Below are 17,340 nucleotides of genomic sequence, written 5' to 3' on the forward strand. Positions count from 1 at the left end.
GGCGTGAGCCACCCGCAGATCACGCTGACCGTCCGGCACACGCCGTCCGCGCTGGACACCCGCCGCGGCGTCGTCCGGCTGCACCCCGAAGTCCTCGACGCGCTCGGCCTGCGGGCCTGGGACGCCGTGCACCTCACCGGCGCCCGGGTCAGCGCCGCCCTGGCCGCGCCGACCGATGAGGCCGACGTGCCCGGGATCGTCCTCACCGACGACGTCACCATGTCGAACCTCGGGGTCACCGAGGGAGCCGAGGTCGTGGTCGCGCCCGCGGACGTCTCCGCGGCGAAGACGGTCACCGTCGCCGGGTCGCGGCTGGCCAGCGTCTCGGTCAGCCCGCACATGCTGCGGCTCGCCCTCATCGGCAAGGTGCTCACCGTCGGGGACGCCGTTTCCCTGCTGCCGCAAGACCTCGCGCCGCAGCCGGGGTCCGACCCGGCGGGCCTGCGCGGTCAGCTGTCGCGGGCGATCGGCGCGACCTGGACCAACGAGCTGCTCACCGTCACCGCGACCGAGCCGGCGGGCACCGTCGCGGTCGGACCGTCCACAGTGGTCGTCTGGCGCGACGGCGCCCGGCCCGCCCCCGAGCCCGCCGCGCCCCGCACGGCGACCGCGCTCGTCCGCACCTCCGCCGTCACCGCGGCCGAGGAGTGGATCGACGCCGAGATCGTCGAAGACGAAGTCGCCGTCGTCGAGGAGGCCGCCGAACCGGCCGTCCCGCTGGCCGACCTGATCGGCGCCGAAGCCGCCGCGCGCAAGCTCGACGAGTGGTTCGACCTGGCGTTCCACCGCCCGGAGCTGCTGGCCCGGCTGGGCGCGCCCGCCCACCTCGGCGTCCTGCTGTCCGGCCCCGAGGGCGTCGGCAAGGCGACGCTCGTGCGGTCGGTGGCGAAGGAGGCCGGCATCCGCGTCGTGCCGGTGGCCGCGCCGAACCTCGCCGTGCTGGACCCGAACGTCGCGGTCGCGCGCCTGCGCGAGGCCGTCCGCGCCGCCGACGGGCCCACGGTGCTGCTGCTCACCGACGTCGACGCGCTGCTGCCCGCGGCCACGCCGCCGCCGGTCGCGACCGTCGTGCTGGAGGAGCTGCGGACGGCGTTGCGCCGCGAACGCTTCGCCGTCGTCGCGACGACGGCCCGCGCGGAGTCCGCCGACCCGCGCCTGCGCGCCGCCGACCTGCTGGACCGCGAGCTCAGCCTCGCGCTGCCGGACGCGAAGACGCGCCGCGAACTGCTGAACGTCCTGCTCCGCGACGTCCCGCTCGACACCGGCATCGACTGCGGCGTCCTCGCCGAGCGGACGCCGGGGTTCGTCGCCGCCGACCTCATCGCCCTGCGGCGCGACGCCGCGTTGCGGGCCGCGCTGCGTCAGCGCGAGGCCGAGGAGCCGCGCATCTCGCAGCAGGACCTGCTGGACGCGCTGGCCACCGTCCGGCCGGTGTCGATGTCCACTTCGGACAACCTGGCCACCGGCGGCCTGACCCTGGACGACGTCGGCAACATGGTCGACGTCAAGCAGTCGCTCACCGAGGCCGTGCTGTGGCCGCTGCGGTACCCGGACTCGTTCGCGCGGCTCGGCGTCGAACCGCCGCGCGGGGTGCTGCTGTACGGGCCGCCCGGCGGCGGCAAGACGTTCCTCGTGCGGGCGCTGGCCGGCACCGGCGCGCTGAACGTCTTCGCGGTCAAGGGCGCCGAGCTGATGGACAAGTGGGTCGGCGAGTCCGAGCGCGCGGTGCGGGAGCTGTTCCGCCGGGCCGCCGAGGCCGCGCCGTCGCTGATCTTCCTGGACGAGATCGACGCGCTGGCCCCGCGCCGGGGGCAGTCGTCGGACTCCGGCGTCGCCGACCGCGTGGTCGCGGCGCTGCTCACCGAGCTCGACGGCGTCGAGCCGATGCGCGAGGTCGTCGTGCTGGGCGCGACGAACCGGCCGGAGCTGGTCGACCCGGCGCTGCTGCGGCCGGGCCGGCTGGAGCGCCGCGTCTACGTGCCGCCGCCGGACGCCGAGGCCCGCGCCGCGATCCTCGTGGCCAGCTCGAAGAACACGCCGCTGGCGTCCGATGTGGACCTCACCGCGGTGGCGTCCACTCTGGACGGCTACTCGGCGGCCGACTGCGCGGCGCTGATCCGCGAGGCGGCGCTGACGGCGATGCGCGAGTCGCTGGAGGCCCGTGAGGTCACCGCGGCGCACCTGGAGAAGGCCCGCAAGACGGTCCGCCCGAGCCTCGACCCCGCGCAGCTCGCGACGCTGGAGGCGTACGCGAAGACGCAGGCCGGGGAGTGAGTGAAGGGGCCACGGCCCCTTCACATCAGCTGCCCTTGTGGCCGGACTGGTATTCCTTCGTCACGATCACTATCACGCCGGGGCTCGCGCTCTCGATGCCCGGGAAGCGGGGCTCGGCCTTGATGCCGAACTCCTGCGCGAGCTGCTTGGCGGCGGCTTCCTCGTCGGTGCCCGGGCGGTAGAACGCCGTCGTCGTCGGGATGACGCCCTGGGAGTAGTTGCTGACCTCGTTGACGTTCCACCCGGAACCGCGGAAGTCCTCCGCCGCCCGGTCCGCCAGGCCCTTGATCGTCGAGTTGTTGAACACCCGGACGGTCACCCACTTGTTGGACGCCTGCTGGTCACCGGGCTGGCCGGGCTGCCCCTGCGTGGGCTGGCCGGGCGCCGGGGTGGACGTCGGCGGCGGGGTGGGCGACGACGGGTTCGTCGAGGTCGAGGACGAGGGCGGCGTGGCCGTCGACGACGTCGCCGGCGGTGCCGACGTCCCGCCGGACGTGCCCGGCTGCGTCGCCGTGCCGCTCGGCCCGGCCTCGTTGGACCCGTTGTCCCCGCTCAACGCGGAGATCCCGCCGATGACCGCGGCGATGATCGCCACGCCGACCAGGGCGACGCCCGCGGCCTTCATCGGCCGGGACATTCCCGAAAACACGCTCATTTCAGCTCGATCCCCAGTCGCCGGGCGCCTCGTTTGCGCTGGCGGGCGGCGCGGGTCTTGCGCAGCCGCTTCACCAGCATCGGGTCCGCTTCGATCGCCTCCGGCTTCTCCAGCAGCTTGTTGAGCAGCTGGTAGTAGCGCGTCGCGGACAAGTCGAAGCGTTCGCGGATGGCGTTCTCCTTCGCCCCGGCGTGTCGCCACCACTGGCGCTCGAAGGCGAGGATCTCGACCTCGCGTTCGGTCAGGCCGGGTACGGGCTTCGGCGGCGACGGCTGCGGCTCAGCCATCGACTCCGCGGCGTCCATCCGAGTCCCTCTCAATCGGGCGTCATGGCGAATCAGACCTAGCTCTTCCGCGGGCGCCATTCAACCACGGAAGCGGCCGCCGACGTGGGCATCGACCCCGGCGCGTCACGGTCTGATGCAGGTCTACCAGAAGGGTCCGACTAAACTGGCTCGCCGTGACCATCCACCCCATCGTGATCGCCGGCGAACCCGTGCTGCACCAGCCGACCCGGGAGATCACCGAGTTCGACGACAAGCTCGGCACGCTCGTCGAGGACATGTTCGAGACGATGTACGCCGCCGAGGGCGTCGGCCTCGCGGCCAACCAGATCGGCCTCGACCTGCGGGTGTTCGTCTACGACTGCCCGGACGACGAAGGCGTGCGGCACAAGGGCGTCGTGGTCAACCCGAAGCTGGAGACGTCGGAGATCCCGGAGACCATGCCGGACCCGGACGACGACTGGGAGGGCTGCCTCTCGGCGCCCGGCGAGTCGTACCCGACGGGCCGCGCGAAGTGGGCGAAGGTGACCGGCTCGGACGTCGAGGGCAACCCGATCGAGGTCGAGGGCACCGGCTACTTCGCGCGCTGCCTGCAGCACGAGACCGACCACCTGGACGGGTACATCTACCTCGACCGCCTGGTCGGCCGCCACGCGCGCGCGGCGAAGAAGATGCTGAAGCACAACAAGTGGGGCGTCCCGGGCAACTCGTGGCTGCCGCCCAAGACCCCCGAGGACGACGGCGCCGTCATCTGACCGCCCGCCGGTCGTGAGTGAGAAACAGCGTTAGAACACTGTTTCTCACTCACGAGGGGTCAGCAGCCGAGGAAGTGGCAGCGGACCACCTTCGGCGTCTCCAGCACCGAACCCGCCTCGACGTCCCGGGCGAGCCGGACGTACTGGGCGTGCGTCCAGGCCAGCGGGGTCGCCGACGTGTTCGGCGTGCCGGTCGGGAAGCCCGTCTGGCCGGACGGCGGGTTCTCGTCCCACACCTGCTCCGGCATGGTCTCCGCCGAGCTGCTCACCCGGCCGAGGTCCCGCAGCCGCCGCGCGGCCGAGGCCGGGTCGCCGAGCGTCAGCTCGTACTCCCCGCGCTCGCCGGCCAGCAGCGGCCACAGCCGGCCGAACGTCGTGCGGCTTCCGGCCGGGAACGTGTAGTCCCACGGCGAACCGTCGGCCTGCTCGCCGTAGCCGTCCTTCGTGTACCGGTGCCAGAACTGGCCGGTCGGCGTCGTGAAGGCGATCTCCTTGTCGGTGACGCGCACGCTGTTGCGGATCACCGGGTCGTCCGCGCGGTAGACGCCGAGCCGGACGAGGTCGAGGAAGCCGGCGTCGGTGACCGCGCGCTGGTCCATCGTCACGCTCGAGTTGCCGAGGTTGTACGTCGTCCCCGCGTTCGCGTTGGCGTCCTTGGTCAAGCGGACGAAGTACGGGTCCTTCGACAGCGGCCCGTTCGTGGTGATCGTCTGCTTGGGCAGGTCGGCCTTCATCTTGTCGGCCGCGGCGAGGTACCGGGCGGCGTCGGCGGCCGCACCGCTGTGCGAGGCGAGGTCCGCCGCGCAGACCAGCCCGGCGATCACCGACGCGATGGTCGACGGGGACCAGCCGTCCTGCTCTTCCCAGCGCTCCTGCTGGGTGTACGGCGAAGCCTGCCCGTTCGGGCCCCGGTAGCCGAGGATGAAGTCGGCGGCCTTCTTGACGCCGGGCCAGAGGTCGGTGCGGCCGAGCTGCTGGGCCAGCACGATCGGGAAAGCGGTTTCGTCGAGCTGGACCGACGTCCAGTACGGCACGCCGTCGACGCGGCTGTTCTGCGGCAGGTGCCCGTCGGGCTGCTGCTGCGTGCCGAACATGTAGGACACCGCGCGGTTCGCGGCGGACGTGTCGCCGCCGGCGGCCAGGCCGGTCGCGATCTGGTAGAGGTCGCGCGGCCAGACCAGGTGGTAGGTGCCGGACGGCGACCACTCCGGGTCGTTGTTGCCGAAGCGCCACGGCATGCTCGGCGACGCGATGAAGGCGCCGGGGTGGTGCTTGTCCTCGCTCGCGGCGAGCGTCAGCATCGACGCCTTGTAGAGGTCGCGCTCGGCGTCGGTCTTCAGCGACGACGGCGGCTTGCTGACACCCCGCAGGTACTGCTCCCACCCGCGGTCGTAGGCGCGCGTGATGTCGCGGACGCCGCGGCGTTGCGACGCCTGCGCGCTGCCGAGCGCGTCGGCGGCCTTGGCGCCCATGCCGAGCGCGAGGGTGACGTGCCGGTTGCGGAGGCCGTCGGCGTTCGTCTGCCCGGTCAGCACGACGTTGCCCTTGGCGGCGGTGTCGTAGGAGGTCAGCTTGAAGGTCTTCGTGAGCTGCGTGTTCCCGTCGGACGTGCCCGCGTAGCCGACGCTCGTCTTCGTGAAGGCGGGCTTGGCGGTGAGCGCGGCGGCGTTGGCCGCGTCCTGCGCGGTGACGGCGTCGCCCTTCCGCGCGGCGGAGTCGTCCGAGCCGTCGTTGGTCAGGTCCGGGTCGGCGACCGCGTAGAGCTGGTACGGCCGCCCGGTGAGCGACTGGAAGTCGACGTCCACCAGCACGGTCGTGGCGGCCGGGTCGGTGACGTACGTCTTGCGCAGGCGCCAGCGGTGCTGGTCGTCGGTGACGGTCTGCTCGTAGGTCAGGCTGTCGTCGTCGGTCCGCCGGACCTGCTGGGACTTCGCGGTGTAGTCGGCGACGGCGAAGCTCCGGCCGTCCGTGACGACGAAGTTCATCGAGCGGACGCTCGGCGTCGACAGGTCCGGGTAGTAGACCTCGGACATCTGGCCGCCCTGGAGGGTGAACCAGACGTTGGACGAGCGGTCGTGCGCCGTGCCGAAGCCGGTCTTGTTCGCGGGCAGCCAGCTGGGATGGGCGCCCGGGGCGCCGGGAGCCTCGCCCTGGGCCGCCGCGATCCCCGGGATCAGGCCGGTGACCAGCAGCCCGGCGAGGGCGCCGAACATGAGTTTGCGCATATCAACCCCACAGAAGATCGCTTCTGCACCGTTACAGAAGCGCTTTGGGAGTCTGCCGCCGAATCTTCACCGGCGCATGGTCCGATCCGGTGAACCACTGACCGTCACTGGTCCGGTCGGCGGTTCACGAACAGCGAACGGACTTCCCCGATTTCCCGGCGCACACTTGAAGTACCTGCAACGGTGTAATCGAGGTGCCCTCATGGAAGACGCGATGGACGCCTACTCACGCGCGGTCAGCACGGTCGCCAAGACCGTCACCCCGCACGTCGCCGGGGTTCAGCTCGCGCGCGGGAGCGGGTCGGCCGTCGTCTTCGCCGACGACGGCCACCTGCTCACCAACGCCCACGTCGTCGCCGACCACCGCCGCGGCGTCGCGACCTTCGCCGACGGCAGCGAAGTGCCCTTCGACGTCGTCGGTGCCGACCCCCTGTCCGATCTCGCCGTGTTGCGGGCGCGCGGCGAGACGCCGTCGGCAGCGCAGCTCGGCGATGCCGACCGGCTCGTCGTCGGGCAGCTCGTCGTCGCCATCGGGAGCCCGCTCGGGTTCTCCGGCACCGTCACCGCCGGCGTCGTCAGCGCGCTCGGCCGGGCACTGCCGGTGCGCCACGGCCGCGCCGGGCGCGTGATCGAGGACGTCATCCAGACCGACGCTGCCCTCAACCCCGGCAACTCCGGCGGCGCGCTCGCCGACTCCGCCGGCCGCGTCGTCGGGATCAACACCGCGGTCGCCGGGTTCGGGCTCGGCCTCGCGGTGCCGATCAACGCGACGACCCGGCGGATCATCGACACGCTCGTCGTCGAAGGCCGGGTGCGGCGCGCGTACCTCGGCGTCGTCGGCGTGCCCGCGCCGCTGCCCGACGACATCGCCGAGCGCACCGGGCAGAGCGCCGGGCTGCGGGTGCACGAAGTCGTCTCCGGCGGCCCCGCCGACCGGGCGGGCCTCAAGGCGGGCGACCTCGTGCTGACCGTCGGCCGCACCCGCGTCTCGGACGCCCAGGGCATCCAGCGCCAGCTGTTCGCGGAGGTGATCGGCACCGCACTGCCGATCACCGTGCTGCGCAACGGCGCCATGGTCGACGTGTACGCCACTCCGGCCGAGTTGGTCGGGTGACTTGAGTATCGCGCTCCGGCGTGGCATGGTCGGTGGCACAACACCAACGCGGGAGCTCGCGCCATGGCGGGCTGAGAGGGTGACTTGCGTTTCGCAGGCGTCACCGACCGCATGAACCTGACCGGGTAATGCCGGCGTAGGGAGTGAAAGTCGTTGACGACTTTGGAAAACAAGCACGTCTCCGTCACCACGGGTCCGATCACCGGCTCGCACAAGGTTTACCACCAGACCGAATCCGGACTGCGGGTTCCCGCGCGCCGGATCGATCTGTCGAACGGTGAGCACTTCGACGTCTACGACACTTCGGGGCCGTACACGGATCCCGAAGCCTCGATCGACGTCCACAGTGGACTGCACCGGCTGCGCGCCGGCTGGGCCGACGGCCGCGAGCACAACACCCAGCTCGGCTGGGCCAAGCAGGGCGTCATCACCCGCGAAATGGAGTACATCGCCGCGCGCGAACGGGTTTCCGCGGAGTTCGTGCGGGACGAGGTGGCCCGCGGCCGCGCCGTGATCCCGGTCAACCGCAAGCACCCCGAGTCCGAGCCGATGATCATCGGCAAGAACTTCCTCGTGAAGATCAACGCCAACATGGGCAACTCGGCCGTCTGGTCGTCGGTCGAGGAAGAGGTCGACAAGATGGTCTGGGCGACCCGCTGGGGCGCCGACACGATCATGGACCTCTCCACCGGCAAGCGGATCCACGAGACGCGCGAGTGGATCATCCGCAACTCGCCGGTCCCGGTCGGCACCGTGCCGATCTACCAGGCGCTGGAAAAGGTCGACGGCGAACCGGAAAAGCTGTCGTGGGAGATCTACCGCGACACCATCATCGAGCAGTGCGAGCAGGGCGTCGACTACGTCACCGTGCACGCCGGCGTGCTGCTGCGCTACATCCCGCTGACCGCCCGGCGCGTCACCGGCATCGTCAGCCGCGGCGGGTCGATCATGGCCGCGTGGTGCCTCGCGCACCACCAAGAGTCCTTTTTGTACACGCACTTCGAAGAGCTCTGCGAGATCCTGCGACAGTACGACGTCACGTTCTCGCTCGGCGACGGCCTGCGTCCGGGTTCGATCGCCGACGCCAACGACCGCGCGCAGTTCGCCGAGCTGGAAACCCTCGGTGAGCTGACGCACATCGCGCGTTCGCACGACGTCCAGGTGATGATCGAGGGCCCCGGCCACGTGCCGATGCACAAGATCAAGGAGAACGTCGAGCTCGAGGAGAAGCTCTGCGGCGAGGCGCCGTTCTACACCCTCGGTCCACTCGCGACGGACATCGCGCCCGCGTACGACCACATCACGTCGGCCATCGGCGCGGCCCAGATCGGCTGGTACGGCACGGCGATGCTGTGCTACGTCACGCCGAAGGAGCACCTCGGCCTGCCGAACCGCGACGACGTCAAGACGGGCGTGATCACGTACAAGATCGCCGCCCACGCCGCGGACCTGGCCAAGGGGCACAAGTACGCGCAGGAGTGGGACGACGAGCTGTCGAAGGCGCGTTTCGAGTTCCGCTGGAACGACCAGTTCAACCTGTCGCTCGACCCGGACACCGCGCGCTCGTTCCACGACGAGACGCTGCCCGCCGAGCCGGCCAAGACGGCGCACTTCTGCTCGATGTGCGGCCCGAAGTTCTGCTCGATGCGGATCACGCAGGACGTCCGCAAGTACGCCGAGGAGCACGGACTGTCCACTGTGGAGGCCATCGAGGCCGGCATGGCTTCGAAGTCCGCGGAGTTCACCGAGTCCGGCGGCCAGGTGTACCTGCCGGTGGTGCAACCGTGACACCGCCGACCGCCCTCACCATCGCCGGATCGGACTCCGGCGGTGGTGCGGGCATCCAGGCGGACCTGCGGACGTTCTTCGCCCACGGCGTCCACGGGCTGGTGGCGCTGACGGCGGTCACCGTGCAGAACTCCTTGGGCGTGCAGGGTTTCACGGAGATCCCGGCCGACGTCGTCACCGCGCAGATCAAGGCGGTGGCGTCGGACATGGGCGTCGACGCGGCCAAGACGGGCATGCTCGCGACGGCCGAGATCATCCGCGCGGTCGCGAAGACCCTCGACGAGACCGGCTTCGACTTCCCGCTGGTGGTCGACCCGGTGGCGGCCTCGATGACCGGGCATTCGCTGCTGCGCGAGGACGCCCTGGAGGCGATCCGCACGGAGCTGTTCCCCCGCGCGACGCTGATCACGCCGAACCTGGACGAGGTCGGCCTGCTGACGGGCATTTCGGTGTCCGACACGGCATCCCAGCGCGCGGCGGCCGACGCGCTCCTGGAGTTCGGCTCCCGCTGGGTCCTCGTCAAGGGCGGCCACATGCAGGGGACGACGGACTGCGTGGACCTGCTTTCGGACGGCCGCGAGTACATCTCCCTCAGCGGGCCGCGGTACGAGACGGAGAACACCCACGGCGGCGGCGACACCTTGGCGTCGGCCATCACAGCATCGCTGGCCAAGGGCGCTTCGGTGCCGGACGCCGTCGCCGCGGGGAAGAAGTTCATCGAGAGGTGCGTGGCGGAGGCCTACCCGCTGGGTGCGGGTGTCGGCCCCGTCTCGCCGTTCTGGGTGCTCAGCCCCTCGGCAGGACCTGGGGCAGCACGGTCGTGAGCCCGGTCCAGTCCGACGTGATCACCGACGCGTGCTGCTTCGCCAGGTCGGCGACGCGCTGGTTGGCCTGCTCGACCGTCGGGTTGTGGGCGTCGATGGCCGGCGCGACGTTCTGCCCGTCGGTCATCACCAGGTAGTAGTGGTTGGCGTCGTACCACCACGGCCCGGTCTGCGTCACCCACGCGTTCGCGTCGCCGTCGAACACCACGAACCACGGCTTGAGGTCGGCGGTGTACTTGTCCCGCGGGTCACCGCCGGCCGCGCCGTGCACGGTCGGGAAGATGTTCGCGTCGCCGAGCTTGCCCGCGTTCTTGAGCCCGACCAGGTACTGCGCGTACTCGACGTCGGTGTGCAGCGTGTCGGTCGGGTTCCCCTCTTCGACCGTGCCCGGGATGATCTCGGTGATCACCCGGCCCCGCAACGCGTCGACCGACGGCCAGTTGTCCGCTTTGGACGCGTCGTCGAGCGTGGCGTAGCTCCCGAGCAGCTCGGCCGGGCGGAACGCGACGCTGCCGAGGTGCGCGCGGAACGTCGCGTCCAGCTCGTCCGGGCCCAGGCCCGTGTTGTCCGAGAAGCCCGTCTTCATCTCCAGCTTGAGCGTGATCGGCGTGTGCCCGGGGTGGGCGGCCAGCCAGATCCGGATGTCGTCGAGGCAGTACTCGAGGTTCTTGTTCTTGCCGCCGGTGTACAGCTGCGCCGCCGACGTGGCCGCGACGCAGTTGTTGTTGTTCCCCAACGGGTTCGAGTGGCTGACCTTCCACTCGTGGGTGAAGAAGTCCGGCCAGACGTCCAGCTCGATCAGCGACGAGCCGGCGTCGAGCGCCCGGGCCAGGTAGTCGTAGGCCGCCGGGTCGTACGTGTTGTGCACGCCGACCGTGGTGACGTGGGAAAGCTTCGGGCTGTCCGCGTGCGCCGCCGTCGCCCCCGAGAGCGCGAGCGCCGCCGTGAGGATTGCCACCGAGAAGAGCTTCATCCAGGCTCCTTCGAACGTGAGTAACGTTCACAATGTCTCACCGTGGTTGACTGTTGATGAAGCAAAAGAGGCTGATTGGCCTAGACCAGAAGTCGGGAAAACCATGATTCCTTCGGCGTTGACCATCGCGGGGTCGGACTCCGGCGGCGCCGCCGGGCTCCAGGCGGACCTGCGCACGTTCCTGACGTGCGGCGTGCACGGGCTGGTCGCGGTCACCGCCGTCACCGTCCAGAACACGCTCGGCGTGCACGACCGCGCCGACCTGCCGCCGCACATCGTGGCCGGGCAGATCGAGGCGGTCGCGGCGGACATGGGCGTCGGCGCGGCCAAGACGGGCATGCTGGCGTCGGCCGAGATCATCCACGCGGTCGCGGCCGCGTGCGACCGCGCGGAGATCGGGCGCGACGAGAAGATCCCGTTCGTCGTCGACCCGGTCGCGGCGTCGATGCACGGCCACCCGCTGTTCGACGAAGCGGGCCTGCACGCCCTGCGCGACGAGCTGCTCCCGCGCGCGACGGTGCTCACGCCCAACCTCGACGAGGTCCGCCTGCTCACCGGGATGACCGTCAAAGACCGCGAGGGCATGCACGCGGCGGCAGTGGTCCTGCACCGGATGGGCCCGCGGTACGTCCTGGTCAAGAGCGGCCACCTGCAGGCCGACCCGGAGTGCGTGGACCTGCTGTTCGACGGCTCGACGTTCGTGGAGCTCCCGGGCAAGCGCTACGCGACGCCGCACACGCACGGCGCGGGCGACACGATGGCGTCGGCGCTGACGGCGGGGCTGGCGAAGGGCATGCCGGTGGTCGAGGCCGCGCGGTACGGCAAGTGGTTCGTCTCCCACGCGGTCGAGCACGCCTACCCGATGGGGGCGAAGGTCGGCCCGGTCTCGGCCTTCTGGCGGCTGGCACCCGAGGAGCGCTGAGCACAAGCCCGGTTACCATCCCTGCGTTTACTGATTCTTGAACCAAGCAGGGGGCGGCCTTGACCGGACGCGAGCGCGTGGCGAAGGTCATCGAAGACCGCCGCTTCCAGAACTTCATCATCGCCGTGATCGTCTTCAACGCGGTCACCCTGGGCATGGAGACGTCGACGTCGCTGATGGCCGGCTACGGCGACCTCCTGCACGTCCTCGACCACGTGGCGCTCGGCATCTTCGTCGCCGAGCTGCTGGCGAAGTTCTACGCCTACCGCGGCGGCTTCTTCCCCGACAACTGGAACGTCTTCGACCTGCTCGTCGTCGGCATCGCGGTGATCCCGGCGACCGGGCCGTTCGCCGTCCTGCGGTCGCTGCGCGTGCTCCGGGTGCTGCGGCTGATCTCGGTCGTGCCGTCGATGCGCAAGGTCGTCTCGGGCCTGCTCGCCGCGATCCCCGGCATGGCCTCGATCGCCGCCCTGCTGGCGCTGATCATCTTCGTGGCCGGGGTGATGGCGACGAAGCTGTTCGGCGCCATCTCCCCGGAGAACTTCGGCGATCTCGGCACGTCGCTGTTCACCCTGTTCCAGGTGATGACCGGCGAGGCGTGGCCGGACATCGCGAAGACGATCATGGAACAGGCGCCGATGGCCTGGATCTTCTTCGTCGTCTACATCCTGGTGTCGAGCTTCGCGGTGCTGAACCTGTTCATCGCCGTGGTGGTCAGCGGCATGGAAGACGAGCTGCGCCAGGACATCCGCGAGGAAGAGGCGAAGCAGGCCGAAACCCAGGCCGCGGCGAACCAGGAGATCCTCGACGAGCTCCGGGCCCTGCGCGCGGAGCTCGCCGAGCTGCGCCGGACGGCCGCCTAGCGGAACGCGGCGACGTTGCGGGCGACCCAGTCGGCGAACGAGCGCGGGGCCCGGCCGAGCACCCGCTCGACGTCCGGGCTGACGCGCTGTTCGGCCGCGCTGGGGGCGCCGAGGATGTCCAGGGTGTCGTCGGCGAGCTCACCCGGCATGCTCCGCGTCATCCCGGCCTTGGCCTCTTCGCGGGTGAGCTCCTGGAACCGCACGGGCGTGCCGAGGGCGGCTTCGATGGCCGCCGCCTGCCCGCGTGGGGTGATCACCGCCGGTCCGGTCAGCTCGTAGGTGCCGCCGGTGTGGCGGTCGTCCAGCAGGCAGGCCGCGGCGACCTCGGCGATGTCCGCGGGGTCGACGACGGGCACGCCGGTGTCCCCGAAGGGCGCGGCGACGACCCGCCGCGTGCGGACGGACCCGGCCCACCACAAGGCGTTGGAGGCGAACCCGCCCGGCCGCAGGATCGCCCAGTCCAGGCCGGACCCGCGCAGCTCGTCCTCCAGTGCGCGCATCGCGATCCGCGTCGTGCCGAAGGGCCTGGTCACCACGCCCAAGGTCGACAGCAGCACCACCCTGCGGACCCCGGCGGCCGCGGCGCGGGCGATGAGGTCGGCCGGGTCGGCCCCGACGGCGTGCAGGTCGCCGGACAGCAGCAGGAACAGCGCCTTCGCACCGGCCAGCACGGGCTCGAGCCCGGCGGGCTCCGCCAAGTCCGCCACCACGTGCCGGACGCCCTCCGGCACCGCCGCCGCGTGCCGCGACACCGCCGTCACCTGCTGTCCGGCCTCGGCCAGCGCCCGCGTCAGCGGCCGGCCCACGTTCCCGGTCGCCCCGGTCACCACGATCATGAACAGCTCCTTCGTCCGGTTCCTTGGTGATCGGGACGGTAGGGAGCCGGGCTAACTCTTGGTAAGTACATACCTCTGGGTAAGCTCCGGACATGACCGGAGGCTCGCAGCTCACCCCGGCCGGCACCGAGGGCCGGTATGAGGTGTTTCACACCGACTGCGTCGCGCGGGACGTCGTCGGCCACGTCACCAGCCGGTGGGGCGTCTGGGTGCTGATCTCCTTGCAGCGCAACGACCTCAGGTTCTTCGAGCTGCGGGAGAGCATCCAGGGCATCAGCGAGAAGATGCTCGCGCAGTCCCTGCGCGCGCTGGTGGCGGACGGCCTGGTCTGGCGCCGGGTCGAGCCGACGACACCGCCGCAGGTCACCTACGGGCTGACCGAGTTCGGCCGGGACGTCGGCGAACCGCTGATGGACCTGTTCGACCGGATCACCCGGCGGCTCGCGGACTAGCTCAGTCGTCCGCGATCAGGGCCTCGAGCGCCGGGAGCGCCGCCGTGAGGGCTTCGCGGTGCTCGGGCGTCAAGCGGTCGAGACGGCGGTTCAGCTCCTGCACGCGCGTCGACCGGACGCCGGACACCAGCCGCTCGCCCTCTTCGGTCGCCTTCGCCAGCCACGCCCGGCGGTCGACCGGGTCGGACTCGCGGCTGACGTACCCCGCCTCGACCAGGGACGCGATGATCCGCGACATCGTCGCCGCGGCGACGCCCTCCTTCGCGGCGAGGTCGCCCAAGCGCAGCTGCCCGGAGATCACCAGCGTCGCGAGGGCCGAGATGGCGCCGTGGCCGGGGCCGGGGACGCCGGCCTGCCGCAGCGACCGGGACAGCCTGCCGACGGCCAGGTACAACCTGCCCGAGACGTCCTGGACCGATGTGCTCGTCACGGCTGGCTCCTTCTGCCCTGCCCCGCCGCGGGTGCGCCGGAAAGTGCCGTCCACCTTACGGGCTGCAGGTGCACACTCGACGTGAAGCCACCCCGGTTCACTTGGGTGGACTCGACGCCTGCGCCCAGAACCGCTGCGGCACGCGCCCCGCGCTCCTGGCCAGGTGACCGGCGACGACGGCCGAGCGCATGGCGGCGGCCATCCGCTCCGGGTCCGCCGCCCGGGTGACGGCCGTCGACAGCAGGACGGCGTCGCAGCCGAGCTCCATCGCCAGCGTCGCGTCCGACGCGGTACCGATTCCGGCGTCCAGGATCACCGGCACGCCCGCGCGCGAAACGATCAGCTCGATGTTGTGCGGATTCCGGATGCCGAGGCCGGTGCCGATCGGCGCGCCCAGCGGCATCACCGCGGCGCAGCCGGCCTCCTCCAGGCGCAGCGCGAGCACCGGGTCGTCGTTCGTGTAGGCGAACACGGTGAACCCGTCGGCGGCCAGCCGTTCGGCGGCGTCGAGGGTCTCGAACGGGTCCGGCAGCAGCGTCCGGTCGTCGGCGTGCACCTCGAGCTTGATCAAATCGGTACCGAGCGCCTCCCGCGCGAGCTGCGCGGTGAGCACGGCTTCGGCGGCCGTGCGGCAGCCCGCCGTGTTCGGCAGCAGCTCGATGCCGAGCCTTCTCAGGAGCTCGAGGACGCCGGAGCCGCCCTCGGCGTCGGCGCGGCGCATGGCGACGGTGGTCAGCTCGGTGCCGGACGCCACCAGCGCCCGTTCCAGCACGGCGAGGTTGGCCGCGCCGCCGGTGCCGATGATCAGCCGGGACGTCAGCTTGGCGGTGCCGATGACCAGCGGTTCTTCGTCCACTTCAGCCTCCCTGGACCGCGGTGAGCACGTCGACGCCCGCGCCCTTGGGCACGGTGGTGGCCGCCCAGTCGCCCCGGCGGACGACGACGCCGTCGACCGCGACGGCGATGCCGGGCCGCTGCCCGCCGGCCGCGTCGAGGACGTCGGCGACGGTGGCGCCGTCCGGGAACTCCGTCCACTTCCCGTTGAGCTTGATCTCCATCACACGTGCTCCTTCTGGTGCAGGCGGGCGGGTGAAGCCGCTTCGACGCCTTCGGGCGGCTTCTCACCCCCGAGCCAGGCGACCGCGGCGTCCGCGGTCACGGGGGCCATCAGCAGGCCGTTGCGGTGGTGCCCGGTGGCGGCGAAGACGCCGTCGTCCAGGACGCCGACGTACGGCAGCACGTCCCGGCTGCCGGCCCGCAGGCCCGCGGCGGTCTCGGCCAGCTCGTACTCGGTGATCGCGGGGAAGACGCGTTCGGCGCCTTCGATCAGCTCGCGCACGCCGCGCGCGGTGACGGCCTGGTCGAAGCCCGCTTCGTACTGCGTCGCGCCGAGGACGAGCTCCTGGTCGCCGCGCGGGACGAGGTAGATCGGCTTCCCTTCGACGACCGCGCGGACCGTGTGCGTGGGCGGCGGCAGGCAGCCGCGGCGGGGCCGGAGCCGGAGGATTTCGCCCTTGAGCGGGCGGACGGCGTCGGCCAGCTGCGGGTGCAGCCGCCCGGTCCAGGCGCCGGCGGCGAGCACGACGGCTTCGGCGTCCGGGATCCGTTCCACGCGTTCGCGGACGAACCGGACTTCTCGCTTCTGGCAGGCGGCGTACAGGGCTTGGAGGAGTTTCCGGTTGTCCACGGCCAGGTCGCCGGGCATGTGGAGTCCACTTCGGACAGAGCCGACCCCCGGTTCGAGGCGCTTGGTCTCCCGGCCGGTGAGCCGGTCGGCCGCGCGGCCGATCCGGTGCAGGTGGCCGGCCAGGATGTCCAGGTAGCCGGCGTCGGCGCTGTCGAAGGCGACGACGAGCGTGCCGTGTTCGGCCAGGCCGGGGTCGAGACCCTCCTGAGCGAGGTCGCTCGCGAAGCCGGGCCAGCGCTTCAGCGATTCTTCGCCGAGGCGCAGGACGTCTTCCTCGCCCGGCCAGGCCTCGGTGACCGGGGCGAGCATGCCGCCAGCCAGCCAGGACGCACCGCCGCGGACGGGCGCGGGGTCGTAGAGGGTGACCTCGTGGCCGTTCGCGGCCGCGCGCCACGCCGTGGACAGGCCGATCACGCCGCCGCCCACCACTGCCAGGTTCGTCATGGAATCACGCTCCCTGCGCCGGCATGACCCGGATCAGGTTCCACGGTCGGAGCGGCAGCTCCCTCTCAGCCCGTCCCTCGGGCTCCCGTGCGGACCAGTCCACCCTAGCTGGCGAGGTACGGTCGCCGCTATGCCCGCCCTTTCCGGTGACAAGATCCGCGCCCGCCTCGACGCGGCGCGCCTGTACCTCTGCACGGACGCCCGCACATCCCGCGGCGACCTGGCGTCCTTCGCCGACGCGGCGCTGGCCGGCGGCGTCGACATCATCCAGCTGCGCGACAAGACCGGCGCGTTGGAAGCCGCCGGCGAGATCGCGGCGCTGGAGGTGCTGGCCGAGGCGTGCGCGCGGCACGGAGCGTTGCTGTCGGTGAACGACCGGGCCGACGTGGCGCTGGCGGTCGGCGCGGACGTGCTGCACCTGGGTCAGGACGACATCCCGGTGCCGCTGGCCCGCCGGATCCTCGGCGACGAGGTGGTGATCGGCCGGTCGACGCACTCGCTGGACCAGGCCCTCGCGGCGGCCGCGGAGCCGGGCGTGGACTACTTCTGCACGGGCCCGTGCTGGCCGACGCCGACGAAGCCGGGCCGGTCCGCGCCGGGCCTGGACCTGGTGCGCTCGGTGGCGGCCTGGACCCCGGACCGCCCGTGGTTCGCGATCGGCGGCATCGACGGCGACCGGCTCCCCTCGGTGCTGGAGGCCGGAGCCTCTCGGATCGTGGTGGTCCGGGCGATCACGGAGGCCGAGGACCCGGAAGCCGCAGCGCGGGAGTTGCGCGCCCGCCTCCCCTGATCCGGGCGACGGTCGCGTCGACTG

The 17,340-nt window shown here is 71.5% G+C and carries 18 protein-coding genes and 2 riboswitches; of the genes, 9 read left to right on the top strand and 9 right to left on the bottom strand.

Annotated elements, in window-relative coordinates:
• Positions 1-3: 3 nt before the first annotated feature.
• A complete protein-coding gene (locus ACIRSS_RS17345) occupies positions 4-2,274 on the top strand; it encodes an AAA family ATPase (RefSeq protein WP_400895840.1) in 2,271 nt (756 codons plus the stop codon).
• 25 nt (positions 2,275-2,299) lie between these two features.
• Here the strand turns inward: ACIRSS_RS17345 and ACIRSS_RS17350 are convergent, their stop codons facing one another.
• Positions 2,300-2,929, bottom strand: a complete 630-nt coding sequence (locus ACIRSS_RS17350; protein WP_400895843.1) for a LytR C-terminal domain-containing protein — start codon at positions 2,927-2,929, stop codon at positions 2,300-2,302.
• On the bottom strand, positions 2,926-3,234 hold the full coding sequence (locus ACIRSS_RS17355; RefSeq protein WP_003101701.1) for a DUF3263 domain-containing protein: 309 nt from the start codon (positions 3,232-3,234) through the stop codon (positions 2,926-2,928). The genes ACIRSS_RS17350 and ACIRSS_RS17355 overlap by 4 nt, the downstream gene beginning before the upstream one ends.
• A gap of 155 nt (positions 3,235-3,389) precedes the next feature.
• Between ACIRSS_RS17355 and ACIRSS_RS17360 the strand changes: the two genes are divergently transcribed.
• A complete protein-coding gene (locus ACIRSS_RS17360; protein ID WP_400895846.1) occupies positions 3,390-3,968 on the top strand; it encodes a peptide deformylase in 579 nt (192 codons plus the stop codon).
• A 59-nt stretch (positions 3,969-4,027) separates the two neighbouring features.
• On the opposite strand, the gene ACIRSS_RS17365 is transcribed toward ACIRSS_RS17360, so the two are convergent.
• Entirely contained in the window at positions 4,028-6,193 is a 2,166-nt protein-coding gene (locus tag ACIRSS_RS17365; RefSeq protein WP_400895849.1) for a glycoside hydrolase family 15 protein, read from the bottom strand.
• Positions 6,194-6,395: 202 nt separating this feature from the next.
• Between ACIRSS_RS17365 and ACIRSS_RS17370 the strand changes: the two genes are divergently transcribed.
• The 3 genes from ACIRSS_RS17370 to thiD (ACIRSS_RS17380) all read left to right on the top strand — a co-directional run bounded on the left by ACIRSS_RS17370 (position 6,396) and on the right by thiD (ACIRSS_RS17380) (position 9,919).
• A complete protein-coding gene (locus tag ACIRSS_RS17370; RefSeq protein WP_400895852.1) occupies positions 6,396-7,307 on the top strand; it encodes a S1C family serine protease in 912 nt (303 codons plus the stop codon).
• A gap of 38 nt (positions 7,308-7,345) precedes the next feature.
• Positions 7,346-7,467, top strand: a riboswitch (TPP riboswitch).
• Entirely contained in the window at positions 7,461-9,095 is a 1,635-nt protein-coding gene (gene thiC, locus ACIRSS_RS17375; RefSeq protein WP_400895855.1) for a phosphomethylpyrimidine synthase ThiC, read from the top strand. (Overlaps the previous riboswitch by 7 nt.)
• Positions 9,092-9,919 carry a bifunctional hydroxymethylpyrimidine kinase/phosphomethylpyrimidine kinase gene (gene thiD, locus ACIRSS_RS17380; protein WP_400895858.1) on the top strand — a complete coding sequence of 276 codons (828 nt, stop codon included), beginning with the start codon at positions 9,092-9,094 and terminating at the stop codon, positions 9,917-9,919. Before thiC ends, thiD (ACIRSS_RS17380) begins: the two co-directional genes overlap by 4 nt.
• Here thiD (ACIRSS_RS17380) and ACIRSS_RS17385 read toward each other — a convergent pair.
• Complete coding sequence (locus tag ACIRSS_RS17385) at positions 9,882-10,892, bottom strand: phosphatidylinositol-specific phospholipase C domain-containing protein (protein ID WP_400895861.1); 1,011 nt, start codon at positions 10,890-10,892, stop codon at positions 9,882-9,884. The genes thiD (ACIRSS_RS17380) and ACIRSS_RS17385 overlap by 38 nt on opposite strands.
• A 103-nt stretch (positions 10,893-10,995) precedes the next feature.
• Here ACIRSS_RS17385 and thiD (ACIRSS_RS17390) point away from each other — a divergent pair, with 103 nt between their 5' ends.
• Positions 10,996-11,814 carry a bifunctional hydroxymethylpyrimidine kinase/phosphomethylpyrimidine kinase gene (gene thiD, locus ACIRSS_RS17390; RefSeq protein WP_400895864.1) on the top strand — a complete coding sequence of 273 codons (819 nt, stop codon included), beginning with the start codon at positions 10,996-10,998 and terminating at the stop codon, positions 11,812-11,814.
• Between the two features lie 59 nt (positions 11,815-11,873).
• On the top strand, positions 11,874-12,677 hold the full coding sequence (locus tag ACIRSS_RS17395; protein WP_400895866.1) for an ion transporter: 804 nt from the start codon (positions 11,874-11,876) through the stop codon (positions 12,675-12,677).
• On the opposite strand, the gene ACIRSS_RS17400 is transcribed toward ACIRSS_RS17395, so the two are convergent.
• Positions 12,674-13,513 carry an SDR family oxidoreductase gene (locus ACIRSS_RS17400; protein WP_400895868.1) on the bottom strand — a complete coding sequence of 280 codons (840 nt, stop codon included), beginning with the start codon at positions 13,511-13,513 and terminating at the stop codon, positions 12,674-12,676. The genes ACIRSS_RS17395 and ACIRSS_RS17400 overlap by 4 nt on opposite strands.
• 92 nt (positions 13,514-13,605) lie before the next feature.
• Here ACIRSS_RS17400 and ACIRSS_RS17405 point away from each other — a divergent pair, with 92 nt between their 5' ends.
• Positions 13,606-13,965, top strand: coding sequence for a winged helix-turn-helix transcriptional regulator (locus tag ACIRSS_RS17405; RefSeq protein WP_400895871.1), 360 nt, complete (start codon positions 13,606-13,608; stop codon positions 13,963-13,965).
• Between the two features lies 1 nt (position 13,966).
• On the opposite strand, the gene ACIRSS_RS17410 is transcribed toward ACIRSS_RS17405, so the two are convergent.
• The 4 genes from ACIRSS_RS17410 to thiO form a co-directional block, all read right to left on the bottom strand.
• Positions 13,967-14,395 carry a MarR family transcriptional regulator gene (locus tag ACIRSS_RS17410; protein ID WP_364452288.1) on the bottom strand — a complete coding sequence of 143 codons (429 nt, stop codon included), beginning with the start codon at positions 14,393-14,395 and terminating at the stop codon, positions 13,967-13,969.
• Positions 14,396-14,492: 97 nt separating this feature from the next.
• Positions 14,493-15,251: a thiazole synthase gene (locus tag ACIRSS_RS17415; protein ID WP_400895874.1), complete on the bottom strand. Its 759-nt coding sequence runs from the start codon at positions 15,249-15,251 to the stop codon at positions 14,493-14,495.
• A 1-nt stretch (position 15,252) separates the two neighbouring features.
• Complete coding sequence (thiS, locus tag ACIRSS_RS17420; protein ID WP_400895877.1) at positions 15,253-15,453, bottom strand: sulfur carrier protein ThiS; 201 nt, start codon at positions 15,451-15,453, stop codon at positions 15,253-15,255.
• Positions 15,453-16,526, bottom strand: coding sequence for a glycine oxidase ThiO (gene thiO / locus ACIRSS_RS17425; RefSeq protein ID WP_400895880.1), 1,074 nt, complete (start codon positions 16,524-16,526; stop codon positions 15,453-15,455). The genes thiS and thiO overlap by 1 nt, the downstream gene beginning before the upstream one ends.
• Positions 16,520-16,625: riboswitch (TPP riboswitch) on the bottom strand. It overlaps the preceding gene by 7 nt.
• A gap of 31 nt (positions 16,626-16,656) precedes the next feature.
• Here thiO and thiE point away from each other — a divergent pair.
• Positions 16,657-17,316, top strand: coding sequence for a thiamine phosphate synthase (gene thiE, locus ACIRSS_RS17430; RefSeq protein WP_400895883.1), 660 nt, complete (start codon positions 16,657-16,659; stop codon positions 17,314-17,316).
• Positions 17,317-17,340 lie beyond the last annotated feature (24 nt).

The organism is Amycolatopsis sp. NPDC101161 (assembly GCF_044768185.1).
Classification (GTDB): Bacteria; Actinomycetota; Actinomycetes; order Mycobacteriales; family Pseudonocardiaceae; genus Amycolatopsis.